This is a genomic window from Caulobacter sp. FV2ye17ST (genome assembly GCF_058680955.1).
The window spans coordinates 1,884,303-1,910,101 of record NZ_CM178727.1 but is presented as its reverse complement, the minus strand read 5'-3'; the positions used below and the strand labels follow the sequence as shown (position 1 = coordinate 1,910,101).

General features: G+C 66.4%; 25 protein-coding genes and 1 pseudogene. 17 read left to right on the top strand and 9 right to left on the bottom strand.

Annotation, left to right across the window (positions count from 1 at the left end; all coding sequences use genetic code 11):
- Positions 1–131: 131 nt before the first annotated feature.
- A complete protein-coding gene (locus ACW17V_RS09300; RefSeq protein ID WP_492108774.1) occupies positions 132–1,319 on the bottom strand; it encodes an N-acetylmuramoyl-L-alanine amidase family protein in 1,188 nt (395 codons plus the stop codon).
- Between the two features lie 410 nt (positions 1,320–1,729).
- Between ACW17V_RS09300 and ACW17V_RS09295 the strand changes: the two genes are divergently transcribed.
- The 5 genes from ACW17V_RS09295 to ACW17V_RS09275 all read left to right on the top strand — a co-directional run bounded on the left by ACW17V_RS09295 (position 1,730) and on the right by ACW17V_RS09275 (position 7,441).
- Positions 1,730–1,948, top strand: coding sequence for a hypothetical protein (locus ACW17V_RS09295; protein ID WP_492108537.1), 219 nt, complete (start codon positions 1,730–1,732; stop codon positions 1,946–1,948).
- Complete coding sequence (locus ACW17V_RS09290; protein ID WP_492108536.1) at positions 1,872–4,595, top strand: Rne/Rng family ribonuclease; 2,724 nt, start codon at positions 1,872–1,874, stop codon at positions 4,593–4,595. The genes ACW17V_RS09295 and ACW17V_RS09290 overlap by 77 nt, the downstream gene beginning before the upstream one ends.
- A 144-nt stretch (positions 4,596–4,739) precedes the next feature.
- Positions 4,740–6,155: a M48 family metalloprotease gene (locus tag ACW17V_RS09285; RefSeq protein ID WP_492108773.1), complete on the top strand. Its 1,416-nt coding sequence runs from the start codon at positions 4,740–4,742 to the stop codon at positions 6,153–6,155.
- A gap of 26 nt (positions 6,156–6,181) precedes the next feature.
- Entirely contained in the window at positions 6,182–6,922 is a 741-nt protein-coding gene (locus tag ACW17V_RS09280; protein WP_492108535.1) for a DsbA family protein, read from the top strand.
- Between the two features lie 114 nt (positions 6,923–7,036).
- On the top strand, positions 7,037–7,441 hold the full coding sequence (locus ACW17V_RS09275) for a hypothetical protein (protein WP_492108534.1): 405 nt from the start codon (positions 7,037–7,039) through the stop codon (positions 7,439–7,441).
- Here ACW17V_RS09275 and ACW17V_RS09270 read toward each other — a convergent pair.
- Together ACW17V_RS09270 and thiS are read right to left on the bottom strand one after the other, a co-directional pair.
- Positions 7,438–8,244, bottom strand: coding sequence for a thiazole synthase (locus ACW17V_RS09270; RefSeq protein ID WP_492108533.1), 807 nt, complete (start codon positions 8,242–8,244; stop codon positions 7,438–7,440). The genes ACW17V_RS09275 and ACW17V_RS09270 overlap by 4 nt on opposite strands.
- 44 nt (positions 8,245–8,288) lie before the next feature.
- Positions 8,289–8,489, bottom strand: a complete 201-nt coding sequence (thiS, locus tag ACW17V_RS09265; protein WP_419255542.1) for a sulfur carrier protein ThiS — start codon at positions 8,487–8,489, stop codon at positions 8,289–8,291.
- Positions 8,490–8,567: 78 nt separating this feature from the next.
- Between thiS and ACW17V_RS09260 the strand changes: the two genes are divergently transcribed.
- From ACW17V_RS09260 to aat, 4 genes are read left to right on the top strand one after another with little or no spacing between them, the layout of a single operon-like run.
- Complete coding sequence (locus tag ACW17V_RS09260; protein WP_492108532.1) at positions 8,568–9,011, top strand: type II 3-dehydroquinate dehydratase; 444 nt, start codon at positions 8,568–8,570, stop codon at positions 9,009–9,011.
- 53 nt (positions 9,012–9,064) lie between these two features.
- Complete coding sequence (gene accB / locus ACW17V_RS09255) at positions 9,065–9,580, top strand: acetyl-CoA carboxylase biotin carboxyl carrier protein (RefSeq protein WP_492108531.1); 516 nt, start codon at positions 9,065–9,067, stop codon at positions 9,578–9,580.
- 5 nt (positions 9,581–9,585) lie between these two features.
- Complete coding sequence (gene accC / locus ACW17V_RS09250; RefSeq protein ID WP_492108530.1) at positions 9,586–10,929, top strand: acetyl-CoA carboxylase biotin carboxylase subunit; 1,344 nt, start codon at positions 9,586–9,588, stop codon at positions 10,927–10,929.
- A gap of 16 nt (positions 10,930–10,945) precedes the next feature.
- Complete coding sequence (aat, locus tag ACW17V_RS09245; RefSeq protein ID WP_492108529.1) at positions 10,946–11,596, top strand: leucyl/phenylalanyl-tRNA--protein transferase; 651 nt, start codon at positions 10,946–10,948, stop codon at positions 11,594–11,596.
- Here the strand turns inward: aat and ACW17V_RS09240 are convergent.
- Positions 11,533–12,141: a DUF2155 domain-containing protein gene (locus tag ACW17V_RS09240; RefSeq protein ID WP_492108528.1), complete on the bottom strand. Its 609-nt coding sequence runs from the start codon at positions 12,139–12,141 to the stop codon at positions 11,533–11,535. The genes aat and ACW17V_RS09240 overlap by 64 nt on opposite strands.
- Before the next feature lie 5 nt (positions 12,142–12,146).
- Positions 12,147–12,542 carry an NADH:ubiquinone oxidoreductase subunit NDUFA12 gene (locus ACW17V_RS09235; RefSeq protein ID WP_492108527.1) on the bottom strand — a complete coding sequence of 132 codons (396 nt, stop codon included), beginning with the start codon at positions 12,540–12,542 and terminating at the stop codon, positions 12,147–12,149.
- Positions 12,543–12,760: 218 nt separating this feature from the next.
- On the opposite strand from ACW17V_RS09235, the gene ACW17V_RS09230 reads away from it, so the two are divergent.
- The 3 genes from ACW17V_RS09230 to ACW17V_RS09220 all read left to right on the top strand — a co-directional run bounded on the left by ACW17V_RS09230 (position 12,761) and on the right by ACW17V_RS09220 (position 17,085).
- Positions 12,761–15,466, top strand: coding sequence for a TSCPD domain-containing protein (locus tag ACW17V_RS09230; RefSeq protein WP_492108526.1), 2,706 nt, complete (start codon positions 12,761–12,763; stop codon positions 15,464–15,466).
- An 85-nt stretch (positions 15,467–15,551) separates the two neighbouring features.
- On the top strand, positions 15,552–16,055 hold the full coding sequence (locus ACW17V_RS09225) for a pentapeptide repeat-containing protein (protein WP_492108525.1): 504 nt from the start codon (positions 15,552–15,554) through the stop codon (positions 16,053–16,055).
- Positions 16,056–16,149: 94 nt separating this feature from the next.
- Positions 16,150–17,085 carry a pentapeptide repeat-containing protein gene (locus ACW17V_RS09220; protein WP_492108524.1) on the top strand — a complete coding sequence of 312 codons (936 nt, stop codon included), beginning with the start codon at positions 16,150–16,152 and terminating at the stop codon, positions 17,083–17,085.
- 62 nt (positions 17,086–17,147) lie between these two features.
- On the opposite strand, the gene aspS is transcribed toward ACW17V_RS09220, so the two are convergent.
- A complete protein-coding gene (aspS, locus tag ACW17V_RS09215; protein WP_492108523.1) occupies positions 17,148–18,986 on the bottom strand; it encodes an aspartate--tRNA ligase in 1,839 nt (612 codons plus the stop codon).
- 516 nt (positions 18,987–19,502) lie between these two features.
- Here aspS and ACW17V_RS09210 point away from each other — a divergent pair.
- A pseudogene (locus ACW17V_RS09210) lies at positions 19,503–19,627 on the top strand (hypothetical protein); the annotation flags it as partial.
- A 225-nt stretch (positions 19,628–19,852) separates the two neighbouring features.
- On the opposite strand, the gene ACW17V_RS09205 reads toward ACW17V_RS09210, so the two are convergent.
- Positions 19,853–20,617 carry an EcsC family protein gene (locus ACW17V_RS09205; RefSeq protein ID WP_492108522.1) on the bottom strand — a complete coding sequence of 255 codons (765 nt, stop codon included), beginning with the start codon at positions 20,615–20,617 and terminating at the stop codon, positions 19,853–19,855.
- Between the two features lie 197 nt (positions 20,618–20,814).
- Between ACW17V_RS09205 and ACW17V_RS09200 the strand changes: the two genes are divergently transcribed.
- Positions 20,815–21,156: a hypothetical protein gene (locus ACW17V_RS09200; RefSeq protein WP_492108521.1), complete on the top strand. Its 342-nt coding sequence runs from the start codon at positions 20,815–20,817 to the stop codon at positions 21,154–21,156.
- Between the two features lie 19 nt (positions 21,157–21,175).
- On the opposite strand, the gene ACW17V_RS09195 is transcribed toward ACW17V_RS09200, so the two are convergent.
- Both ACW17V_RS09195 and ACW17V_RS09190 read right to left on the bottom strand, forming a co-directional pair.
- Positions 21,176–21,340 (bottom strand): hypothetical protein, encoded by a 165-nt coding sequence (locus ACW17V_RS09195; protein WP_492108520.1) that lies wholly within the window; start codon positions 21,338–21,340, stop codon positions 21,176–21,178.
- A gap of 1 nt (position 21,341) precedes the next feature.
- The gene (locus ACW17V_RS09190; protein WP_492108519.1) at positions 21,342–22,097 is read right to left on the bottom strand and encodes a hypothetical protein; all 756 of its coding nucleotides are present in this window, start codon (positions 22,095–22,097) and stop codon (positions 21,342–21,344) included.
- Between the two features lie 278 nt (positions 22,098–22,375).
- On the opposite strand from ACW17V_RS09190, the gene hdaA reads away from it, so the two are divergent.
- The 3 genes from hdaA (at position 22,376) to ACW17V_RS09175 (ending at position 25,772) form a co-directional block, all read left to right on the top strand.
- On the top strand, positions 22,376–23,068 hold the full coding sequence (gene hdaA, locus ACW17V_RS09185; RefSeq protein ID WP_492108518.1) for a DnaA regulatory inactivator HdaA: 693 nt from the start codon (positions 22,376–22,378) through the stop codon (positions 23,066–23,068).
- 101 nt (positions 23,069–23,169) lie between these two features.
- A complete protein-coding gene (locus ACW17V_RS09180; RefSeq protein WP_492108517.1) occupies positions 23,170–25,383 on the top strand; it encodes an RNA degradosome polyphosphate kinase in 2,214 nt (737 codons plus the stop codon).
- Positions 25,380–25,772 carry a hypothetical protein gene (locus tag ACW17V_RS09175; RefSeq protein WP_492108516.1) on the top strand — a complete coding sequence of 131 codons (393 nt, stop codon included), beginning with the start codon at positions 25,380–25,382 and terminating at the stop codon, positions 25,770–25,772. Before ACW17V_RS09180 ends, ACW17V_RS09175 begins: the two co-directional genes overlap by 4 nt.
- Positions 25,773–25,799 lie beyond the last annotated feature (27 nt).

Sequence of the window (25,799 nt, the reverse complement as noted above, 5' to 3'; positions counted from 1 at the left end):
GCCCGCCCTGCTCTCATCCTCTAGAGCCCGTTCCACAAAAGTGTAAGCGGTTTTGCGGCCGCACCCTCGCGCCCGGACTCTGCCTCAAGCCTCTAGCCTGCATCGCCACGGGCGCCAACGGCGCGCACGTGTCAGGATTTGCGGATCTGGGCGGCGAAATAGGACTCGATGGCGTCGCCGACGGCATTGACCACCCGGGCCCGGCTGGCGGGATTGCTCAACAGACGCTCGTCGTCGAGGTTGGTGATGAAGCCCATCTCCAGAAGCACGGCCGGAACATCGGGCGCCAGCAGCACGATGAAGCCCGCGTCGCGATGGCTGCGACGCAGCAGCGGCGTCTCCTCGCCCACCCGCTCCAGCAGAAGCTGGGCGAAGGCCGCCGAGCGATTCTTGGTGGCGCGCTGCGACAGGTCCAGAAGGATCTGGCTGACGGCGCGATCGCGGCCCGGCAGGCTGGCTTTCATCAGCCAGTCGTCCTTTTCCAGCACCCGCGCCACGCGCTCGGTGCCCTTTTCCGACAGCGTGTAGACGCTGGCCCCGCGCGTTGCGACGTCGGGACCGGAATCTGCGTGCATGGAGATAAAGAGATCAGCGTCAGCGCGACGGGCGATCTGCACGCGCGCTTCCAGCGGAATGAAGGTGTCGGTCTCGCGGGTCATCACCACCTGGAAGCGGCCGGACTTCTCCAGACGAGTCTTCAGCGCCTTGGCGGCGGCGAGCGTGACATCCTTCTCATAGACCGATGCGCCCAGCGAGCCCGGATCCTTGCCGCCGTGACCGGCGTCGATGACGATCACCTTCTTCAGCCGTAGCGGCGCGGCCTTCACCGGGTTGGAAACCAGGGTGAGCTTCGGCGCTGCCACAGGCGCGGCGCCGTCGGTGGCTTTCAGATCGATGACATAGCGATAGGCCGTGGCGCCGTCGCCGGGCGGCAGCAGGAAGCGTCGACGAACCTCGGCCCGGCCGGACAGGTCCAGACGAAGGCGCGCGCCGCCGCCGGCCTCGTCGATGACCCAGCGCTTGACCAGGCCCTGGCCCGCACCCTGCAGGTCACCCGAGACCGAAACATTGGGCAGTCCGATGACAATACGTTGATCCAGAGCGCCGTCGGCGATCAGACGCCCCACGGCGGCGCGATCAAGATCAATGACAACGCGGGTTTCAGCCCGATCGCCGCCGAAGCGGACTTTCTGAACGCCAGCGGCTGGCGCGGGGCCCTGAGCGGTAGCCACAGCGACGCCAGCCACGGTTAGGCCGCCGACGATTAACGCCGCCCTCAACCAGCCCGTTCGCGCTAACCCGATGAGAACTCTACGCATCCCTCGCCCAAGCAATCCGGAGCCGGTGAACCAGCCGTCAATATCCGTCACGCCGGGTAGCGAAAGCGTTAAACCTGACCTTGTTGTCCAGCGCTTTCCTTTTGCCTCGCGATGTTGCTACAATTCACCTGCGTGCGAGCGACGTGATCGTCATGGAAGCTCGCGCGAGCGACCGCGAGACGATCGAAGCCTTTCGCCTCTTTCGTTCCGTGCGCCGCGACTAGACGAGTTATCCGAGGATCGATCCTTCGTTCGCAGGCAGACGCCTGCCGCAGGGCCGGTCCGCAGAGCCCGCGTCGGGCTCTCCGCCTTCCCGGCGACGACGCGCCCTCCGATCAGCGTCATTCCGGCGCGACCCGGTAAACCATCCAGTCCGCGCCTCACGGCGCGGTGGAGAGAACAGAAACCTCATGGGCTGCGCCGCACCCGTCCGCCATTGGCATCCGACCTCTCGCAACCGCACTGGCGGAGCGACGGGCGGTGACGCGCGCGCCTGTCTTTCATTTCGGCGACCGGGCCAAGAGCCCGCCGTGCGCCGTGGAGATTCCCTTAATGTCGAAGAAGATGCTGATCGACGCAGCACACGCCGAAGAGACGCGTGTGGTCGTCGTGGACGGAACCCGGGTTGAAGAATTCGATTTCGAAAGCCAGACCCGCAAACAGCTTCGCGGAAATATCTATCTCGCCAAGGTGACCCGCGTTGAGCCCAGCCTCCAGGCTGCGTTCATCGAATATGGCGGCAACCGCCACGGGTTCCTCGCCTTCAACGAGATCCATCCGGATTACTACCAGATTCCGGTCGCCGACCGCGAAGCGCTGATGCGCGATGATTCGCACGACGACGAAGACGACCACGTCTCGACGCGCCGCGATGACGAGGACGGCGATCACGTCGACGACGAGGAAGACGCCGTCGAGGAAGAACTGGCGCGCCGCAAGCGCCGCCTGATGCGCAAGTACAAGATCCAGGAAGTGATCCGCCGCCGGCAGATCATGCTGGTCCAGGTGGTCAAGGAAGAGCGCGGCAACAAGGGCGCGGCGCTCACGACCTATCTGTCGCTGGCCGGTCGCTATGGCGTCCTGATGCCCAACACCGCCCGTGGCGGCGGCATCAGCCGCAAGATCACCACGGTGACCGACCGCAAGCGCCTCAAGAGCGTCGTTCAGAGCCTGGATGTGCCGCAGGGCATGGGCCTGATCATCCGCACGGCCGGCGCCAAGCGCACAAAGGCCGAGGTCAAGCGCGACTACGATTACCTGCTGCGCCTGTGGGAAAACATCCGCGAGACCACGCTGCACTCGGTGGCGCCGGCGCTGATCTACGAGGAAGAAGACCTCGTCAAACGCGCCATCCGCGACATGTACGACAAGGAGCTGGAAGGCATCTGGGTCGAGGGCGAGGCCGGCTTCAAGGAAGCGCGCGACTTCATGCGCATGCTGATGCCCAGCCAGGCCAAGAAGGTCTTCCACTACCGCGATCCGGCGCCGCTGTTCGTCAAGCACCGCATCGAGGACCACCTGGCGCAGATCTATTCGCCGGTCGTGCCCCTGCGGTCTGGCGGCTATCTGGTGATCAACCAGACCGAAGCCCTGGTCGCCATCGACGTCAACTCGGGCAAGGCGACGCGCGAGCGCAACATCGAAGCCACGGCGCTGAAGACCAACACCGAGGCCGCCGAGGAAGCCGCTCGCCAACTGCGCCTGCGCGACCTGGCCGGCCTGATCGTCATCGACTTCATCGATATGGATGAAGGCAAGAACAACCGCTCCGTCGAGAAGGTCCTCAAGGACGCTTTGAAGGACGATCGCGCCCGTATCCAGATGGGCAAGATCAGCGGTTTTGGCCTGATGGAAATCAGCCGCCAGCGTCGCCGTACCGGCGTGCTGGAAGGCACTACCCACGTCTGCGAACACTGCGAAGGCACCGGCCGCGTCCGCTCTGTCGAGTCCAGCGCCCTGGCCGCTCTGCGGGCTGTCGAGGTCGAGGCCCTGAAGGGCAGCGGCGCGATCACCCTGAAGGTCTCGCGCGCCGTCGGCATCTACATCCTCAACGAAAAGCGCGCCTATCTGGTTCGCCTGCAGCAGACCCACGGCCTGTTCGTGACCGTGCTGGTCGACGAGAGCCTGCACGCCGCCGAGAACGAGATCGAGCGCACCGAGCTTGGCGAACGCATCGCCATCGCCCCGCCGCCCGTGTCGGACGACGACTTCGAAGACGAGGTCTATGACGACGAGGACGAAGATGAAGACGAGGAAATCTTCGACGACGAGGCGGTCGAACGCGAAGACACCGACGATGACGCCTCGGCCGTTCGCGCCGCGCCGCGCGGCAAGCCGGGTGTCGAAGCTGCGGAAGACGAAGGCGATCGCAACCGCAAGCGCAAGCGCCGCCGTCGCGGACGTCGCGATGACGTCGACGCCGCGCCCGAGGGCGAGGTCGAAGCCGCCGACGACGCCGAGGGCGACGAGGACGGCGATGCCGATCGCGGTGACTTCGCCGTGGAAGGCGAGGACGAGGAAGCCCGTCGCCGCCGCCGCCGCCGTGGACGTCGTGGCGGCCGTCGTGGCGGTCGCGAGGACGGTGATCGTCCGACCGACGCCTTTGTCTGGATCCGTCCCCGTGTCCCGTTCGGCGACAGCGCCTTTGCCTGGCACGATCCGGCCGCTCTGGATGGTCGTGGCGGCGAACAGCGCCGTCCTGCACCCGAACAGTCGGCGCCCGCGCCGCAAGCCGAGCGACCGGAACGCGCCGAGCGTCCCGAGCGTGCGGAACGGGCCGAGCGCGGTGATCGCTCGGAAGGTCGTTCCAGCCGCAACCGTGGTCGCGGCCGTGGCGAGCGTGAAGCGCGCCCCGCGCCGGTCGAAGCCCTGGCCGACGTCGAACTGCCGCCCATCCCGGCGGTCGTGGCGGAAGCTCCGCCCAGCGACATCTGGGTCGAACTGCCCGCTCCGGGTGACGAAGCTCCCAAGAAGGCCCGCCGCCCCCGCACGCGTGGTCGCAAGGGCGACGCTCCGGCCGCTGACGCCGTAATCGAGTCCGCCGCCGAAGAAGCGGCCGCCCCTGAGGTGGTCGCCGAACCGGTCGTGGTCGAGGCGCCCGTCGAGGTCGTGGCCGAAGCACCCGTCGCCCCCACTCCCATCGCGGCGTCCGCGCCGCAACTTGCCCCCGAACCGGCGCCGGTCGCGGAGAAGGTCCTGGAGCCGGCTGAGCCGGACCCGGCCGAGATCCTCGCGCCGCCCGCCAAGCCGCGCGGCGGCTGGTGGCGCCGGGGCTGATGAAAGATCGTGGACGGTCGGACACTGGTCCGGCCGTCCACGACGCCTATATGCGAGTGACGCGGAATGACGGCGGTGGTTCACAGGCCGCCAAATTCCACGCTACACTCGCCTCGATCGCGGGGGCGCGACTGGAGACGTTGGATGACCTCCCGCACGCCGTGGGCTGAAAAAAGGTTTCGAGCCCTCTGCTCCGTTGCGATGATCGCAACAGTCAGTGTCTCGACGCCTCTCCCCGCCGCGGCTCAGGACGGCCCGTCCCTGATCCGCGACACCGAAATCGAGGAAATCCTCCTCAAGGACTCGACACCGATTTTTCAGGCCGCCGGCCTGGATCCGAAATCCGTGCATATCCTTCTGGTCGGCAGCAAGGATCTGCAGGCTTTCGCCGCGCCGGGCACCATGGGAATCTATACCGGCCTGATCCGCCAGTCAGAGAACCCCAACCAACTGCGGGGCGTGATCGCTCACGAAGTCGGCCACCTTCAGGCAGGCCACTCGTTCCGCTCCGGCGACATGATGAGGGCCGGCCTTAAGCCCATGATCCTGACAATGGGTCTGGGGGTTCTGGCCGCCCTGGCCGGTGCGCCCGACGCTGGCGCAGTGCTGCTGGGCAACGCCAGCTATTTCGGCCAACTCGGCGCGCTGGGCTACAGCCGCGAGCAGGAAGGCCGCGCCGACCAAGCAGGCGCTACACTTCTGGAAGCCACCGGCCAATCGGGTCGAGGCCTCGTCGAGTTTTTCGACAACTTCCGTTATCAGGAGGTATTCGACCAATCACGGCGGTTCGCCTATTTCCGCAGCCATCCCCTGTCATCGGAGCGGATTGAGACCTTGCGCAGCCGCGTAGAGCGTCTCCCCCACTATGAACAGGTCGATAGCCCAGACGACTTGGCCCAACACCAAATCATGAAGGCCAAGCTGGAGGGGTTCATGAACCCTCAGTCGGCGCTGATCAAATACAAGGAGAAGGATCGCAGCTATCCGGCTCGTTACGCCCGCGCCATCGCCTACTACCAGATGAAAGAGCCCGATCGGGCTCTGAGCCAAATCGATGCCCTTTTGACGGAGCAGCCGGACAATCCCTACCTGTGGGAGTTGAAAGGGCAGATCCTGTTTGAGTTCAACCGCGTCGATCTAGCTGAAGAGCCACAACGCAAATCCGTGGCGCTCAAGCCTGACGCGCCGCTGCTGCGCATCAATCTTGGCCAGACCCTGATCAATCAGAAAGAGCCCGCCAAGGTCGAGGAAGGCGTGCGCGAACTGAAGCGCGCCTTGCTGAACGACAACGACAACGCCGTGACCTGGCGTCTGCTGGCCCAGGCCTATGACAAGCAGGGCAAGGACGGCGACGCCCGCCTGGCCACGGCAGAGCAGTACTTCTCCATGGGCGCGCCCCAGGAAGCCCGGGTCTTCGCCATGCGCGCCCGCGAACTTCTGACCAAGGACACGCCCGAATGGCGGCGCGCCACCGACATCGTCCTGGCCTCACGTCCCAGCAACCAGGACCTCAAGGATCTGGCCAAGGAAGGCGCGACCCAGTCCGTCTTCCGCCGCTGATCCAGAACCCCGATTTCGAGACCGTCATGACCCTGTCCCGCCGCGCCGGCGCCCTCGCCGCTTCGCTCGCCCTGTCGGGCCTGCTCCTGGGCGGCTGCGCGCCGGCCAAACCCGACAAGGAATTCGGCGACAAGGTTCGCGCCTATCTTCTGGAGCATCCCGAGGTGCTGCTTGAGGTCAGCGCAAAGCTGGAACAGAAGCAGGCGGCCAAGACGGCGGAGGCTGGTCGCAAGGCCATCGGCCAGTATCGTCAGGCGATCGAGCGAGACCCGCGCGACTTCGTGGCCAATCCCAACGGGTCGGTCACCGTCACCGAGTTCTTCGACTACAAGTGTGGCTATTGCCGGGTCGCCGCCCCCGAGGTGCTCACGCTGATCGCCGAAAATCCGGACGTGCGTTTCGTGTTCAAGGATTTCGTGATCTTTGGTCGCGATTCCGAAGCCGCCGCGCGACTGATGCTGGGCGCCAGGCAGCAGGGCAAGGCGCTGCAACTGCACCAGGCGCTCATGGCCGAGAAGAGCCTGGACGAGGCCGGCGCCTACCGCATCGCGGCGGGCCTTGGCATCGATGTCGCCAAGGCCCGCGCCGTTGGCGCCTCTGCCGGCGTCACGCAGCATCTGGCAGACACCCATGGTCTGGCCCAGTCCCTTGCGATCGAAGGCACCCCCGCCTTCATCATCGGCGATACGGTGATCCCCGGCGCGGACATGCAAGCTCTGAAACTGGCGATCGCCAAGACCCAGGCCGCGACGCTCAAGAAGGGCTAGGGCATCATCGGAGCAGCCGGCATGATCTGCATGGCAAACCTTGCCGAGATCTGGTCTTACGCCGGGAGGACTTCAGCAAGGCTCTGAAATTTAAGGCTTAAATTCAGACCAGACTTGCATGAAGCTTGCGAAGAAAATCCTACCTTTGTTGAGGTGGGAGTTCCCATGCTTGTTTCCGGTTCCACCAGCATCCTGGCCTCGCTCGGCGCATCGGCCTTGGCGCGGCTCAACGCCGCCACCGCGCCGACGGCTTCGACCAGCCCGATCGAAGGAGTCAGCGCCGCAGGTCCGAAGTCGGCCAAGGACGAATTCCTCGACTACGCCAAGCTGACCCCGGCGCAGAAAATGCGAACGGCCATGCTCAGCAAGCTCGGGGTAACCGAGGAGGAGCTGAAGGCGATGGACCCCAAGGAGCGGCAGAAGATCGAGGATCAGATCAAGGAAATGGTCAAACAGCAGGTTCTGGGCGACGACAAGGACAAGATCCAGAAAGGCGCATTGGTCGACGTTAAAGCCTAGATCAGCCCCGCCAGCGGCGAGCTGGGATCAGCGTACATCCGCTTGGGCATCCGGCCGGCCAGATAGGCTTCCCGGCCTGCGATGACGGCATGCTTCATCGCACGCGCCATCCGAATCGGATCCTTGGCCTCGGCGATCGCGGTGTTCATCAGGATGGCGTCGCAGCCCAGCTCCATGCCAATCGCGGCGTCCGAGGCCGTGCCAACCCCGGCGTCGACCAGCACGGGCACGCCAGCGTTCTCGATGATGATCCGCAGGTTGACGCGGTTCTGGATGCCCAGGCCCGAGCCGATCGGCGCCCCCAGCGGCATGATCGCCACGGCGCCGGCCTCTTCCAGCTTGCGGCAATAGACCGGATCGTCCGAGCAATAGACCATCACCTGGAAGCCCTCGGCGACCAGCAGCTTCAGCGAGCGCAGGGTCTCTTCCATGTCGGGATAGAGGGTCTTGGGATCGGACAGCACTTCCAGTTTCACCAGATCCCAGCCGCCGGCCTCGCGGGCTAGGCGCAGCGTCCGCACGGCGTCCTCGCCGGTGAAACAGCCCGCCGTGTTCGGCAGATAGGTGAAGCGGTCCTGCTTGATGTAGTCGACCAGCAGCGGCTGGGTGGGGTCGGTCAGGTTCACGCGGCGGACAGCCACGGTCACGATCTCGGCTCCGGCCGCCTCGGCGGCGGCGGCGTTGGTCGCATAGTCCTTGTACTTGCCCGTGCCGACAATCAGGCGCGAGGTGAAGGTGCGGCCAGCGACGGTCCAGCTATCGTCGGACGTCAGGGCGGAGTCGTGGGAAATATGCGCGTTCATGCGGCTGGTTTACGCCCCGTCAGGCGCGGTTTCAAACCTCGAGGTCAGCCGCCACCGATAAATGTAACGATCTCGATGCGATCGCCATCGGTCAGCGCCGTTTCGGCATAGGTGGACCGCGGCACGATCTCCAGATTGCGTTCCACGGCCACCTTTCGCGAGTCGAGACCCAGCGCGGCGACCAGATCGGCGACGCTGGAAACCTCGGAGATCTCCCGCTCGTCCCCATTCAGAAAAAGCTTCATCTCACCTCCTGAGCGAGCGCTGCTTGTGACCCGGCAGAACCGGCTATACAAGACCTTCGGAATCGACGGCGGAGCCGAATGGTAAACCCGATCCATGTGCTGAGCGGCCCCAATCTCAACCTGTTGGGAACGCGTGAGCCCGAGATCTATGGCAAGGACACGCTGGACGATGTCCGGGCGCGCTGCGATGCGCGTGCGGCTTTGCATGGCCATTCGGTGGTCTTCCGGCAATCCAACCATGAGGGCCAACTGATCGACTGGGTTCAGGAGGCGCGTCTGTCTGCCTCCGCCCTGATCATCAACCCGGCAGGCTATGGCCACACCTCGATCGCCTTGCTGGACGCGCTCAAAACCTTGAGCATTCCGGTGATCGAGTGCCACCTGTCCAACCCGGCGGCGCGGGAGGAATTCCGTCGCCATACGTATGTCTCGCTGGCGGCCACAGGGATCGTCTCCGGTTTCGGCGCGGCGAGTTATGAACTGGCGATCGAGGCCGCTATCGGCCTGATCGGCGCGAACTAGGTCCAGCCCGCCGGCGTTCAGTCGCCGCGAGCCAAGAGAACAAGGTAGCTTCAATGTCCAATCCCAAGGCTTCCGCCGATCCGGTCGAGACTCCGTCGATCGACGCCCGCCTGGTCCGCAAACTCGCTGACATCCTGAAGGACACCGGCCTGAGCGAAATCGAGGTCGAGCATGCCGGCCTCAAGATCCGCGTGGCCCGCGAACTGACCGTGGCCGCCGCAGCCACCACCTATGTCCAGGCCCCTCAGGCCTATGCCCCGCAGGCCGCGCCCGCGCAGGTTGCCGCTCCGGTCGCTGAAGCCGCTGCTCCGGCAGCGCCCGCCGCTCGCGCGGCGGGCGATCTGGTCAAGTCGCCGATGGTCGGCACCGTCTACATGTCGCCCCAGCCGGGCGCCGACGCCTTCATCAAGGTTGGCGACACCGTCGCCGCAGGCCAGACCCTGCTGATCGTCGAAGCCATGAAGACGATGAACCCGATTTCGGCCCCCAAGGCCGGCAAGGTCGTCGAAATCCTCGTCGGTGACGCCCAGCCCGTCGAGTTCGGCGAGCCGCTCGTCGTCATCGAGTAACGATCATGTTTGACAAGATCCTGATCGCGAACCGGGGCGAGATCGCGCTCCGGGTTCACCGCGCCTGCAAGGAAATGGGCATCGCCACCGTGGCGGTCCACTCCGAGGCCGACTCCAACTCCATGTGGGTGCGCCTGGCCGACGAAAGCGTCTGCATCGGCCCCGCCCCCGCCGCCAAGAGCTACCTGAACATCCCGTCGATCATCGCCGCCTGCGAGATCACCGGCGCCCAGGCGGTCCACCCCGGCTACGGCTTCCTCTCCGAGAACGCCCGCTTCGCCGAGATCGTCGGCGCACACGGCTTCACCTTCATCGGTCCCAAGCCGGAACACATCCGGATGATGGGCGACAAGATCACCGCCAAGCAGGCCGTGAAGGACGCCGGCATCCCCGTCGTTCCCGGTTCCGACGGCGGCGTGGCGACCGAGGAAGAGGCCTTTGCGGCCGCCGACATGATCGGCTTCCCCGTGCTGATCAAGGCCGCCTCGGGCGGCGGCGGTCGCGGCATGAAGGTCGCCCAGACGCGTGAAGATCTGGCCGAAGCGGTTTCCACCGCTCGCTCGGAAGCGCGGGCGGCCTTCGGCGACGACACGGTCTATATGGAGCGCTACCTCCAGAAGCCGCGCCACATCGAGATCCAGGTCATCGCCGACAGCCATGGCAACGTGGTGCATCTGGGCGAGCGCGACTGCTCGCTGCAGCGCCGCCACCAGAAGGTTCTGGAAGAAGCCCCCTCACCCGCTCTTGGCGCGGCCGATCGCGCCAAGATCGGCAAGATCGTCGTCGATGCGGTCAAGGCCATCGGCTATCTGGGCGTCGGCACCATCGAGTTCCTGTGGGAGAACGGCGAGTTCTTCTTCATCGAGATGAACACCCGTCTGCAGGTCGAACACCCGGTCACCGAAGCCATCACCGGCATCGACCTGGTGCGCGAGCAGATCCGCATCGCAGCGGGCCTGCCGCTGTCCTTCACCCAGGCCGAGGTGGTTTTCGAAGGCCACGCCATCGAATGCCGGATCAATGCCGAGAACGCGCGAACCTTCACACCTTCGCCCGGCACGATCACTGACTTCCACGCACCGGGTGGACTGGGTGTTCGCCTGGATTCGGCGATCTATACCGGCTATGCGATCCCGCCCTATTACGACAGCCTGATCGGCAAGCTGATCGTCCACGGCCGCGACCGTCAGGAGTGCATCGCGCGCCTGAAGCGTTGCCTGGGCGAGATGGTCGTCGGTGGCATCGAAACCACGATCCCGCTGTTCCAGGACTTGCTGGTGCAACCGGACATCCTGGCGGGTGACTACGACATCCACTGGCTCGAGCGCTGGATCAAGGCGCAGGGCTAGGGCTGGCAGGGCGCGCATGGACGCCTTCACGGTCGATGATCTGATCAGTTGTTACGAGCGCGGCGTCTTTCCGATGGCCGATGCGCGTCATGACGAGAGCATCTTCCTGATCGATCCCGAGCGACGGGGCGTGTTGCCGCTGGACAGCGTGCACATTCCCCGTCGGCTCGCGCGCACCGTTCGTTCCGACATCTTTCAGGTTCGCGTCGACAGCGCCTTCGACGCCGTGGTCGAGGCCTGCGCGACGTCTCGTCCAGGCCGACTGGAGACCTGGATCAATGCGCCGATCCAGCAGCTGTATGGCGAACTTTTCGCCCGCGGCTTGGCCCATTCCGTCGAATGCTGGCGAGACGGCCAGATGGTCGGCGGCCTCTATGGCGTATCACTGGGCGCGGCGTTCTTCGGCGAGAGCATGTTCTCCACTGAGCGCGACGCCAGCAAGGTGGCGCTGGCCCACCTGGTGGCGCGACTCAAGGTTGGCGACTATCGGCTGCTCGACACCCAGTTCATCACCGATCATCTGCTGCAGTTTGGCGCGGTTGAGATCGCTCGCGCCGACTATCGGCGTCGCCTGGTCAAGGCCTGGCCGGCCCAGGCCGACTTCTACCGCTTCTCGGCCGGCGCGACGGGCGCTGACGTTTTGCAGGCGATCAGCCAAGCGTCATAGACCGGATGCTGCAGCGGGTTCATGCCCGGCGAATTGGCGTACATCCAGCCCTTGTAGACCTGACGTCCCGGAGGGGCGACCCGTCCGGCCACGGCCTTGGGCTGGGTGTCGACCATCACATAGGCCGTCGACTCCGGCGCGACCTCGTCTGAAGCCGAGGTTTCGCACGCCCGAACAGTGAAGATCAGGGTCTTGTAGCGAATGGGCTGACCGACGGGCGCTTCGAAGCGCATCGTCTCGGTCGTCACCTTGTCCAGCGCCTGGATGATGGCGACTGACGAGCGGCCACGCTTGGCCGGTTCAGCAGGCTTGGCCGGCGTGACTGCCTTGGTGGTGGCGGGTTTGACGACCGGTTGCTGGACCTGGGGATCGGACTGCGGGGCCGGAACGGCCGCGCGCGGCTGGGGCGCGTCCGGCGTCGGCGCGACCGGAGCCGTCGGCGCTTGCGGGGCGATCGGCGCGGTCGACTGACGCGCGGACGCGACGCCGACCATCGTCAGGCTGATTGCCAGAACCGACGCGCTGAGGATCGCTCCGCGCCGCATCGGGCCTATTCCGGCTTCCAGGGCTGGTAGTCGCTGGTCGCCACGGCGCGCTTGCCGCCGCGGGTCAGGGAGCCCTTAGGACGCCAGGCGTGAACCGTCCCGGTCAGGTTGGGAATGTGATCCTTTTCCCAGCTGCGGCGGGGCAGCGGGTTCGTGGTCGGCGGCTCGTCGAACGTGTAGTGCAGCCAGCCGCTCCACTCCGCCGGAACCTTGGAGGCCTCGGCGTAGCCATCATAGATCACCCAGCGGCGCTTATGAGCGTCATAGCTGTCGCTGGCGTCGCGGGCCTCGAAGTAGCGGTTGCCGAAATCGTCCTGGCCCACGAACACGCCGCGACGGCCAATGTGGAACCGCTGACCCAGGGTCGCGCCGTTCCACCACGTGAAGATCGCTTTCAGCACTACGTTTGCACCCGAATTTGCAAGGACTTCCCTGTCGCGGTGAACGCGACGAAGCGGCCGGACTATAGGGCGGCCAGCCCGTAGCGTCCAGCATCTGACCCATCGCCTGAAATTCAACATCTTGTGGACCGTATGCTTGCTGGCCCCAACATCTATTGAAGGGCGTCAGCCAGCGATCTAGATTGGGTCTCTCTTGGCGCCCAGCCGCGGAATCGCCCATGCGCAGTCAGTCCGGATATGTCGATCAGCCCCTGCGGGCGGAACGACGCGAGCTTGAGCGCAGCAACTCTGTCGTCGAGGTCATGGCCCCGACGACCTGGACCGATGCGCGTGTTGAGGCCTGGCTGGACTGGGCCGGTGAACCGATCGATCCAGACACTCCGCTGGGCGGCGGACCCGCCCGATATGCCGAACGTCTCGCCAAGCTCGGGCTGGCCAAGGGTCTGTTCGCGGACGCTGCAGACGCAGGGGCGTTCCGTGACGCTCTGCTGGCGACGATGCTGAGTGGCGTCGCGACGCCGACCACGTCGGTTCCAGCGCTGGAGCACCTGCCCGACATCGCCGAGATCGAATTCCGGCAGGTCGCTGATGACCAGCTGGGTCGCCGGCGCAGTCATGCACTATCCCGCATGGCCGCCGCGCGTCTGGATGTCGCCCTCGCCCAAGTGGGTGACGCCGTGCAGCGTTGCCACGGCGACGCTCGGGCTTGCGCAGATCCGCACAAGAACAGCGCCCTGGCCCGCGCCGCCCGTCGCGCCCGGGATCTTGGCGCCGATGACCGGATGATCTCGGACGCCATTGCGCTTGTCGGCGCGCCCCGGACGCCTCTGGTCGACAGCATCCCTCAACCAGAGACCCGCATGGTCGCCTCGGGTTCGCGGGCGACGGTGTCGGCTGGAGACGACAACGCCAGCTTCGCCGCCCAGGTCGGCTGGGAAACCAACGCCCTGACGCTGACCTTGTCGCTGGAAGACGCCGAAGCGCTGTCCAGGGGGGCGGCATTCGGAGCAGCCATCGACGCCTCCGCCTTTCAGTCTGACGAAGCCTTCGACATTCAGGGCTTCACCTACGCCGTGCACATCTGGGCGACCGCGCTTGAGATCGAGCGCAGCGATCGCCCCGCCTTGCTGGGCCTGGCCGGCGTCGGCGACTGGCTGCTGGCCCAGGGACTTTCGCTGGCGAGCAGCGATGGCCGGGATGGCGCCGCGGCGCTTTGGGCCCTGACCGTCGGCTCGGCCCTGGCCGCCAGCGCCGAAGCTGCCGCGAGCCTGGGCGCCGAGCCCGCTTTCACCCAGGATCGACAGGTCGTGCTGCGCAGCCTGGCCGAACGGCGGGTGCGCGCCGCCGCGCTCCGCTCGCCCCTGGCTTCGGAAGCCGCCACGGCCCTGGCCATGGCCCACGGCCTGGCCAAGAAACACGGCCTGAGGTCATGCGCTCTGGTCGCCGCCTTCGAGGATCCGGAAGCCGCTCTGCGGCTTGGCGGCCGACCGATGGGCTGGGCGGGCGTCGCCGCGCCCGTGTCAACGACCCAGACGGCTGATGGACTGCTGGTGCCCTCGTTCAGCGCCGCGGCGTTCGACTGCCTCTCTGGCGCGAAGGCCGATCTAGACGCCGCCCGCCGCCATGCGCTGGGCCATGGCTCGCTGATCGACTCGCCCGCCATTGATCACGGCATCCTGCAAGCGCGGGGCTTCACGGCCCACGAAATCGAACAGGTCGAGGACGCGCTCCGCTCGGCAGGCGGCCTGCGACAGGCTTTCGCTCCCGCTGTTGTCGGCGCGGGCTTCCTCGGCGACGTGCTGGGCGCGCCCGCGCGGGCCATGGCGCAAGCTGATTTCGACACCCTGGCCTTCGCCGGCTTCTCGCCCGCCGAAATCCTCGCCGCCGAACACCATGCGCTTGGGACCGGACTGCTCTCGGATTGCGAGGCCCTCAGCGCAGAAGTCCGGGCCGTGTTTCTCTCGGCGGAGGCGCCGGTCCTGGCCGACCGGCTGGCCATGGTCGCCGCTGTGGAGACTTTTGCCTGCCTGCCGGTCCCGGTTGTCCTGCATCTGCCGTTCGACGCCCGCCCCGTCGACGGCGCCCGACTTCAGGCCGCCGCCGCCCGCGCCGGTGTGCGCGCCTTGCGTCTGCACCGCGCCGATCCGCCTGCCGACTTCCGTCTCGACCTGCCTGAAGAGCCCGTTGAGGCGCCGCGCCAGCCGGCTCGAGACCCGATCGTTACCGAGCGGGTCGTCGAGAAGATCGTCGAGCGCGACCGCTCGCGTCGCAAGCTCCCGGATCGCCGCAAGGGCTACATCCAGAAGGCGGCGGTCGGCGGCCACAAGGTCTACCTGCACACCGGCGAATACGATGACGGCGAGGTCGGCGAGATCTTCATCGACATGCACAAGGAAGGCGCCGCCTTCCGCAGCCTGATGAACAATTTCGCGATCGCGGTGTCGCTGGGCCTGCAGCACGGCGTGCCGCTGGACGAATTTGTCGACGCCTTCGTCTTCACGCGTTTCGAGCCGGCCGGGCCCGTGACAGGCAACGACTCGATCAAGTCGGCGACCTCGATCCTCGACTACGTGTTCCGCGAGCTGGGGGTTTCGTATCTGGGCCGCGACGATCTGGCCAACGCCGATCCGCAGGAGTTCAACGCCGACGGCCTGGGCCACGGCAAGGCCGATGCGCCCGACCTCGAGACCGAGCCCCTGCCCGCCAGCAAGTTCATCTCCAAGGGCTTCTCGCGCGGCGCGGCCACGGACAATCTGGTGTTCCTGCCGTTTGGCGGTCGCAAGGCCGAGGAGACCGGACGGGCCGCCAGTAGCCAAGCCGACTTCTGCCCGGCGTGCGGCGACATCGCCTTGACCCAGCGCGGCGCCATCACCGTCTGCGACAGCTGCGGGGCGCAATCCAACCGCTCCGAGCCGGCGACCTGAGCCCGCCCATGCGGGCTTGTTCGTCTGGCCTTAAGGTTGCTGGGCCATTGTCCTTGCGTCGATAGTCGCCAGGATGCGTTTCAGAATGACACCGATCGCCCGCCTCGCCGCCCTGGCCATGAGCGCCGCCGCCCTCGCGAGCGCCGCGCCGGCCGTGGCCCAGAACGCCGGCCAGATCGCCCGTGTTCGCAACGGCGCCAGCTGCCCCGGCTGCAATCTCTTCCAGGCCGACCTGTCGAACCTGACCCTGCGCGGCGTCAATCTGTCCAAGGCCCGTTTGCGCCAGGCGGATCTCTCGACCGTGGTGATGAACCGGGCCAGTTTCGCCGGCGGCGACCTGCGCGACGTCAACGCCTATGGCGGCGTGTTCGGCGGCGCCAGCTTCGCCCGGGCCGACCTGACCCATGCGAGCTTCGTGGGAGCCTTCCTCGAAGGCGCCAATTTCGCCGGGGCCAATCTGACCGGCGTGAACTTTTCAGGCGCCGAGATGGACCGCGCCACCGGCCTGTCCCAGGGCCAGCTGAACCGGGCCTGCGGCGACGATTCCACCCGTTTGCCGCGCGGTCTTTCCATCCCCGGTTGCCGTTAAGTTGCTGTCATTACCGCGATTTAAGTGGCGCCCGGTCGCTCGCGGCCCCAAATCGTAACTCATGCAGTCGCGTATTGGCTGGTAGGAGATTTCGATGTCCCGCATGGGCGCCTCACTCGCGGTTCTGACGCTGGCCTTCGCGGCCCTGGCCGGACAGGCCCAGGCCGGTCCCGAGGACAAGGACGTCGCCCGTCTGGTGTCGTTCGGCGGCATGTGCGTCAGCTGCGAGCTGTCGGGCCGCAAGCTGACCGGCGCCAAGTTCACCGGCGCCAATTTCGCCAAGGCCATCCTGATCGGCTCCGACCTGCGCGGCGCGGCCTTCTACGGCTCCAACTTCCAGGGCGCCGACCTGACCCGCTCGGACATGCGCGGGGCCGAGATGCGCGGCGCCAACTTCCAGAACGCCAACTTCACCGACGCCCGGCTGTCGGGCGTCGAGAGCAGCGGCGCCAACTTCCAGAACGCCAACCTGACCCGAGTCGACCTGTCGTCGTCCGAGCTGCACGGCGCCAACATGGTTTCGGCCAATCTGTCCAAGGCCAACCTGTCCACCTCCGAACTGAACGGCGCCAACATGGAGGCGGTCAACGCCCGTGGCGGCAACTTCCGCAACGCCGAGTTCAACGGCGCCAGCCTGGTCAACGCCCGTTTCGACGGCGCGGACATGCGCGGCGCCGAGTTCAACAATGCCGCCCTGCGCGGCGCCACCTTCCATGGCGCCAATCTGAGCGGCGCGGATCTGTCGGGCTCCGTGCTCGGAGGAGCCGACCTGTCGGGCGCCGTGGGCCTGGACCAGGACCAGCTGGACGAGGCCTGCGGCGACGCTTCGACCCGCCTGCCCCGCGGTCTCAGCGTCCATCGCTGCGACGGACGCGGCCGCCAGATCCGGGTCATCGTCGACTTCAAACGCGCCCAGGCCGAGGCCGCCCGCGCCCAGGCCGAGGGCGAGAAGGCCATGTCCTCCTGGGCCGCGCCGAAGCCGCCCAAGCCGCCAGCCCCGCCCGCGCCGGCCAAGCCACCGAAATACTGAGCGCGACGCGACCCTGAAAACTCAAAGGCCCCGGTCTCGCGACCGGGGCCTTTTTCTGTGTCCTACACCTTGATGGGGGGCGCCGAGCGGATGTGGAGTTCCTTGTACTGGCGGTCCTGGGCCTCGGCCGGGGCGTTCATCAGGAGGTCCTGGCCCTGCTGGTTCAGCGGGAAGGCGATGACCTCGCGGATGGCGACCTGCTCGGCCAGCAGCATGACGATCCGGTCGATGCCGGGCGCCAGGCCCCCGTGCGGCGGGGCGCCGAAGCGGAAGGCGTTCAGCATGCCGCCAAACTGCTCTTCCACCACCTCGGCGCCATAGCCGGCGGTTTCGAAGGCCTTGAGCATGATCTCGGGCTTGTGGTTCCGGATCGCGCCCGAGCACAGCTCATAGCCGTTGCAGACGATGTCGTACTGATAGGCGCGGATGGTCAGCGGGTCCTGGGTCTCCAGGGCCTCCAGACCGCCCTGCGGCATCGAGAACGGGTTGTGCGAGAAGTCGACGCGCTTTTCGTCCTCGTTCCACTCGAACATCGGGAAGTCGACGATCCAGCAGAACTTGAACTGGTTCTCGTCCACCAGCTTCAGCTCGGTCCCGACGCGGGTGCGGGCGAGACCCGCGAACTTGGCGAACACGGCCGGATCGCCGGCCACGAAGAAGGCGGCGTCGCCCTTGCCCAGGCCCATCGACTCCATCAGCGCCTGGGTCGGCTCGCCCAGGTTCTTGGCGATCGGGCCGCCCCACGAGCCCTGGTCTTCCGACCAGAACACGTAGCCCAGGCCCGGCTGGCCTTCGCCCTGGGCCCAGCTGTTCATGCGGTCGCAGAAGGCGCGGCTGCCGCCGGTCGGCGCGGGGATGGCCCACACCCTGTTCTTGGCGTCCGCGCCGAGGATCTTGGCGAACAGGCCAAAGCCGCCGTCGCGGAAGTGCTCGGAGACGTCGGCCATCTTGATCGGATTGCGCAGGTCGGGCTTGTCGCTGCCGTACCAGGCCATCGACTGGGCGTAGGTCAGGCGCTCGAAGCCCTGATGCTCCAGCGTCGCGCCGAAGTCGTTGGTGAAGGTGTGCGTGCCCGAAATCGGCGACACCGGCTTGCCGCCCGAGAATTCCTCGAACACGCCGTGCATCACCGGCTCGATGGCCGCGAACACGTCTTCCTGCGTCACGAAGCTCATCTCGACGTCGAGCTGGTAGAACTCCAGCGAGCGGTCGGCGCGCAGGTCTTCGTCGCGGAAGCACGGGGCGATCTGGAAATAGCGGTCGAAGCCCGACACCATCAGCAGCTGCTTGAACTGCTGCGGGGCCTGGGGCAGCGCATAGAACTTGCCCGGATGCAGACGCGAGGGCACCAGGAAGTCGCGCGCGCCTTCCGGCGACGAGGCCGTCAGGATCGGGGTCTGGTACTCCAGGAAGCCCTGTTCGACCATGCGGTGACGGATCGAGTGGATCACCTTGGAGCGCAGCACGATGTTCTTGTGCAGGGTCTCGCGGCGCAGATCCAGATAGCGGTGCTTGAGGCGGATCTCTTCGGGATAGTCCGGCTCGCCAAACACCGGCAGCGGCAGCTCGGCGGCTTCCGACAGCACTTCCACGGCGGTGACGTGGATCTCGACCTCACCGGTCGGGAGGTTGGGGTTCACGGCCGCCGGATCGCGGGCCAGCACCTTGCCGTCCACCTTGATCACGCTCTCGGCGCGCAGGCGCTCGACGATGGCGAAGCCCGGGGTCTCGGGGTGCAGCACCAGCTGGGTCAGGCCGTAATGGTCGCGCAGGTCGATGAAGACCAGGCCGCCATGGTCGCGCTTGCGGTGGATCCAGCCCGACACCCGGACATCGGCGCCGGTGTCGGAAGCCCGAAGGGCGCCGCAGGTGTGGGTGCGGTAGGCGTGCATCGTCGTCATGAACAGGTCTTCGAAAGTCGCGGGAACGCGTTGATTTGCAAGGCGCGGAAAGGCGCATGGGGGGGCGTGGATGTCAAGGATTCTGCACCTGAAACTCCCTTCCCCCTTCGATGGGGGAAGGGTTGGGGATGGGGGTGACAGAGGTCCAGGATGGGGCGCGGCCCGCGTGCAATCGTCCGGCGGCGCCACCCCCAACCCCGCCCTTCCCCCATCCAAGGGGGAAGGGAGAAGACATGCGTTCACACCCCCGCGCTTTCGCTGCGATGGCGATGGAAAGGGTCGCGGAGCGTCCGGACCACGTCCGGAGGAAAATAGAATAACCGTTTCGACGAAGCCGTTCGCTCCGCGTGGTCGTTTTCCATCAGCGTCCCAGCGGGTGGCCCAGTTGGGGCCTTACCGGAACCCGGACGCTTCGGTTTCCCGAAGTCCCGGAGGTCGGGGGGCGTGGGGCCAATCCTGACCAACACTCGCCTTGATCCCCATCCACGCCGACGGCGGGCGGGTCCTGCAACGCCAGGATCCCCGGACCGGTCGAGTATCCCCCTCGACCCCAGCCCCGCTCGATCACCCCCCGCCGCCGCAATGGTCGCTGGCCTTGCGCCCTTTCCTCGCGACGAGGTGGGACAAGAATACGGGAGGTTTGGGCGCGTCGGATAAGTTTGCTGGACGCCCGCGCCGGTCCCCGTTCTATCGACCCTCTCCCAGAGGGAGAGGGAGGGGCCCACGCTTGCGTGGGAGGGTGAGGGGTTACGCCGCAAACCGTTGTCGCACCTGAGATTTTTACCTTGTCCGGAAGGGCTTCGCAAACCCCTCACCCTCCCACCGCTTCGCGGCGGGCCCCTCCCTCTCCCTCTGGGAGAGGGTTTCTAATCCCCCTCCCCATCGGGGGACCGCGCGATCGCAATCCCCGTGGTGGGGCCCGTGCCCGCACCCTCCTCCCGCATCCGGTAGGCCATCACCGCCGTCACGCCCAGGTGCTCGACCAGCCGCCAGTTGACGATGGCGCCGACCGGCGCGCCGACCACGGGCAGCATCTGGGCCAGTTTGGCGAGATCGATATGGTCGCGATACTGCTGCTGGAAGGCCCGCCAGTCGAAGGCCTCCAGCGTGTCGGGACGCTCGCCGCGCCGCGCGTCCCAGTCGTCCATCGCCGCCAGCACCCGGGCCCGGTGCGTCGCGTCGGAAAAGGCCAGCTCGAAGATGTGCAGGATATAGAGCCGCTCATCCAGGTCGGTCCCGTCATGGCCGAAAATGGCGGCGATCTCGAACAGCAGCTTGATCTTGAAGCTCATCAGCAGCGGGAAATCGGCCGCCGCCGCCAGAAAGCCCCCGGCCCCGGTGATCCCGCCCTCGACGCTGGCGGTCTTCTTCCAGCCGTCGATGGCGGCGGCGGCTTTCGCGCGCTTTTCGTCCAGGGTCAGGCCGTGCTGGGGCGAGCCGGTGGCGAAGTCGGCTCCGGTCAGGATGCCCCGCGTCAGGCCCTCCATGGCCGTGGTGATCGCGGCGTGGACCTTCTCGGGGATGATCTGGTTGATCCTGACCTGCGCCTTGCGCGCGAGGCCGCCGAGGGGCCCGGCGGGCTTGGTCATGGCGGCGCGCCAGGCGGCGAGGTCGGGGGGTGGTGAGGTCATGGGTCTGAGATAGTCCTTCTCCCCCTGCGGGAGAAGGTGGCGGCCGCAGGCCGACGGATGAGGGGTCGCACCGGCGGCGCCGAACCCGGCCTATCCGCCCGTCGCGGCGGCCCTCGCCATCAACCCCTCATCCGACCCCGGACTTCGCCGGGGCCACCTTCTCCCGCAAGGGGAGAAGGGAGGCTAAGCTACACCCCATGACCGACGCCCAACGCCTGACCCTGGTCCGCGCCCTGCACACGGTGATCTATGTCGTGATGGCCAGCGCCAGCCTCGTCGTCCTCTATGCCGGGATCACCGGCGCGCACGGCCCCTGGCTGTGGGTGGCGGCCGCGCTGGTCGCCGTTGAGAGCGTGGTCTTCGCCGCCTTCGGCCTCAAATGCCCCCTGACCGCCATCGCCGTGAAGTATGGCGCGAGCAAGGACGGCGCCTACGACACCTTCCTGCCGGAGCGGATCACCCGCTGGACCTTCGCGGTGTTCGGGCCGGTGATCGTGCTGGGGTTTGGGTTGTTGGCGGTGCGGTGGGGGTGGAAGTAAGTCTAGGCGTTAGCCACTGTCACAATCGCACTAGGGGACGATAATCGAGATAAGCGTCCTGTACACTTATGTCATTGACGGCGGCGATCTGACCGCGCGCGACAAAGAGGGCAAGCACAGCGACGGCAGCGGCAACGATAGAGGCGGCGGCGACAATCAGAGCGCTGATATCTTGGATGGACATTTCAGCTTTTCCGCTTCGGGCGATCGGTCCCAGTCTGCGTGCGAGCCCCGAACCTTCTGAGGCGTTTTAGCAATCCTGCATTCAGCGTGGTTCGATAGATTGTTCCGCCTTGAATGGAGGCCACCAAGGTTTCAAATCCGAGATTTTCGCATAGGTTCTGCCCCTCGCGTGAAACCGCATCAGCGTAGACTGCCTCAACTTCAACGCCACTACGGATCAGTTCGTCTAAGCTATCTGCGAGAGAGCGCATAAGAAGTTGAAATATAACACCGCCGGTAGCAGAAAAGTCCGGATGGCGCGCCAACATCACAAAGTAAAGATTGTGCCGCCCTGGTTCATTTATACGCCTAATATCTGAGTCCGTCAGACGAGAGTCGTAGAGCTTTCCCGCCCTCAGCGCGGAGATCAATTTTGGCGAGAGCGAGAAAAATGACCAGTAACCAACTACAACCTTGTCGCGAAATACAACAAGAGACCAAGTTTCAGGAGATTTGGCAAATACCGGAGCCCACTGACTTCCACTACCTTCAGTCTTGTCATCAAGCTCGGAGATAGTGGCGTGGTCGAGACTTATCAGTTTTTGAAGTAAATCTCGGTATGTCAGCCCAGCCTCGAGAACCCAGTCGGCCCCTTCGACCGTAAATTCCTGGGCATCTGCGACTTGCGCATGTCTGCGCCGTTCCAGCAGCCATAAGGCAACGGGTACTGCGATTGCAGTCAGGACGCCCGCCACCGTCCAGAAGAGATCCCAGTCCAAAACGCCCACCCAGGACAGCATCGTTCAGGTGAAATAACATCGTTCTCCATATTTTGTCATGCAAAGATCGATGATACATATGGTTTGCCCCCTCATCGTTGTCGACGTTCGTTGAGGCTTGGATCGCGGCGCAAGTCGAGCATGGTTTAGGTTACACGACCGCCCCATCCACACCCTCTTCCCCTCCATCCCCACCTTCCCTCACCCGCCCCGCTCGCGCTTCCGCCGCACCCGGCCTATATCCTGCACACCCAGTAACCACGCCGGACGCCGCCGACTTGTCCCGTCAGTTCAGACTGCCGCTGCACAGCCCGCCGTCGTTCGCGCGGGAGCACTTCGCGGCCTCGCCGACCAACGCCCAGGCGATCGCGGCGATCGACGCCTGGCCGCGCTGGGGCGACGGGCGGCTGGCCCTGATCGGGGCCGCCGGGGCGGGCAAGACCCATCTGGCGCGCGACTGGGCCCTGAAGGCGAACGCCGTGGTGGTCGAGGCCGCCAATCCCCTTGCCGCGCCGCTGGACCTGGCCGCCCTGCGCGGCCGCGCCGTGCTGGTCGATGACGCCGACCGGCGAGCGGAAGGCGGGCATCTGGACGACGAGGCCCTGTTCCACCTGATCAACATGGCCGGGGTCGACGGCGGCACCCTGCTGCTGACCGGCCGCCTGGCGCCCGTGGCCTGGGACTGCGCGGTGCCCGACCTGCGCTCGCGGCTCAACGCCCTGACGGCCGCCATCATCGACGAGCCCGACGACATCGTGCTGGAGGCCGTGCTGCGCCGCGCCTTCGCCCAGCGGGCCATGACCCCGGCCCAGGACGTCTATCCCTACCTGCTGCGCCGCATCCCCCGCTCGTCGCTGGAGGCCATCGCCGCCGTCGACCTGCTGGACGAGGCGGCGAGCGCCGAGGGCCGGGCCATTACCCGGGTGCTGGCCGGCCAGGTGCTGTGGGGCGAGGGGGATGAGGCGGAATAGCCCCCTTCCCCCATCCGCCAACGGGAAGGGCTTTGTCTGTCTTGCCCACGTCACCCCACGCGTTCACCATGCGACAATCCAGTTCGCCTATGGTTCCCCGCATGCCCAACGCCGCGCCCCTGCCGACCCCCGTCACTGAAGCTGACACCACCTGCCGCCTGGACAAGGCGCTGCTGGCCTCGCCCGAGCGCTTCATCAACCGCGAGACCTCGTGGCTGGCCTTCAATGAACGGGTGCTGGAGGAGAGCTGCAATCCGCGCCATCCGCTGCTGGAGCGCCTGCGGTTCCTGTCGATCTCGGCCAACAACCTCGACGAATTCTACATGGTGCGCGTGGCCGGCCTGAAGGGCCAGGTGCGCGAGGGCGTGCGGGTGGTCAGCCAGGACGGCCTGACGCCGGGCGAGCAGCTGGCGCGGATCAACGCCTCGGCCTCCGACCTGATGACCGAGCAGCAGAAGATCTGGCGCGATGTGCGGGCCGAGCTGTGGGCCGAGGGCCTGAAGCTGCTGGACGCCAAGGACATCGAGGGCGAGGACAAGATCAAGGCCGAGGAGCTGTTCCTGACCCGGATGTTCCCGGTGCTGACGCCCCTGGCCATCGACCCGGCCCACCCGTTTCCGTTCATTCCCAATCTGGGCTTCTGCCTGGCCCTGAAGCTGCGCCGGATCGCCGACGACAAGCACCTGTACGCCCTGGTGCCGGTGCCCAGCCAGGTGCAGCGGTTCTGGGAGATCGGCTCGGTCACCACGCGCGGCAAGAAGCGCGAGCGGCGGATCGTGGCGCTGGAGAGCTTCATCATCCTGTTCCTGGGCCACCTGTTCCCCGGCTACGAGGTGGAAGGCCGCGGCCTGTTCCGCCTGATCCGCGACAGTGACCTCGAGATCGAGGAAGAGGCCGAAGACCTGGTGCGCGAGTTCGAGGCGCGGCTGAAGAAGCGTCGCCTGGGCCAGGTGGTGCGGGTCAAGATCCAGACCTCCATGCCCCAGGACCTGCGCGACTTCATCGTCGAGGGCCTGCGCGCCGAGCCCGACGACATCATCCTGGTGGACGGCAAGCTGGGCCTGGCCCAGATGGACGAGCTGATCCCGCCCGACCGTCCGGACCTGAAGTTCAAGCCCTACAACGCCCGCTTCCCCGAGCGGGTGCGCGACCACGGCGGCGACTGCTTCGCGGCGATCCGCGAGAAGGACATCCTGGTCCACCACCCCTTCGAAAGCTTCGACGTGGTGGTGCAGTTCCTGCGGCAGGCGGCGCGCGATCCCAATGTGCTGGCGATCAAGCAGACCCTGTACCGCACCTCCAAGGACAGCCCGATCGTGGCGGCCCTGATCGAGGCGGCCGAGAACGGCAAGAACGTCACCGCCCTGGTCGAGATCAAGGCGCGCTTCGACGAAGAGAACAATCTGAAATGGGCCCGCGACCTTGAGCGCGCGGGCGTCCACGTGGTGTTCGGCTTCGTCGACTGGAAGACCCACGCCAAGCTGTCGGTGGTGGTGCGGCGCGAGGGCGAGGCCCTGCGCACCTACTGCCACTTCGGCACCGGCAACTATCACCCCCAGACGGCGCGGGTTTATACCGACCTGAGCCTGTTCACCTGCGATCCGGCCCTGGGCCGCGACGGCGGCAAGCTGTTCAACTTCATCACCGGCTACGCCCAGCCGCACGGCCTGGAAAAGCTGAGCTTCTCGCCCGAGACGCTCAAGCCCGACCTGCTGAAGATGATCGCCCTGGAGGCCGACAACGCCCGCGCCGGCAAGCCGGCCGGCATCTGGGCCAAGATGAACGCCGTGGTCGATCCCCAGATCATAGACGCCCTCTACGCCGCCAGCCAGGCCGGGGTCAGCATCGACCTGGTGGTGCGCGGCATCTGCTGCCTGCGTCCGGGCGTGAAGGGGCTGTCGGAGAACATCCGGGTCAAGAGCATCGTCGGCCGCTTCCTGGAGCACGCCCGCGTGGTCGCCTTCGCCAACGGGGCCACCCTGCCCAGCGCCCAGAGCCGGGTGTTCATCAGCTCGGCCGACTGGATGCCCCGCAACCTCGACCGCCGCGTCGAGAGCCTGGTGCCGGTCGAGAACCCCACCGTGCACCAGCAGGTGCTGAGCCAGATCATGGTCGCCAACCTCAATGACGAGGCCCAGAGCTGGAACCTCGACAGCGAGGGCGGCTATGCCCGCGACCCGGCCTGGGACAAGAAGGGCGCCTTCTCGGCCCACGACTACTTCATGACCAATCCCAGCCTGTCGGGCCGCGGCCACAAGGTGAAGGACCTGCCCATGGCCTTCGATCATGTGGGACCGCGAAAAGGCAAGGGTTGAGGCGTCTAGCCCTTCTGGCGGTGCTGCTCCTGGCCGGCTGCGGTCCAGGGCCGGCCGAACAGGCCCAGATCTGCGCCATCCTGGCCCAGCCCGGCGTTCCGGGCGTCGACCGGATCGGCGACGGCGACGCCCTGGCGCCGGTGGACCGGCAGTTGCAGGCGAAGGGCCGAATCTATGGCCCCGGCCTGCGTCTGGGCCAGATCCGCTCGTGGGGCTCCTGCCCGAAACAGGCGCCGACCGTCGAGATGCTGCTGCTGGACGGCAACCACGCGGCCACCAAGGGCGGCCTTCGCGCGAACGGGGCGCAGAAGACTTTCGGCACCTGCTTCTACGTAAGAACCGAAACCCGCTGGCGCTTGCTCGCGTGCCGGATTAATGGCGCGTCCTGACGTCCCGCGCGATTTTCGTACGGCCCC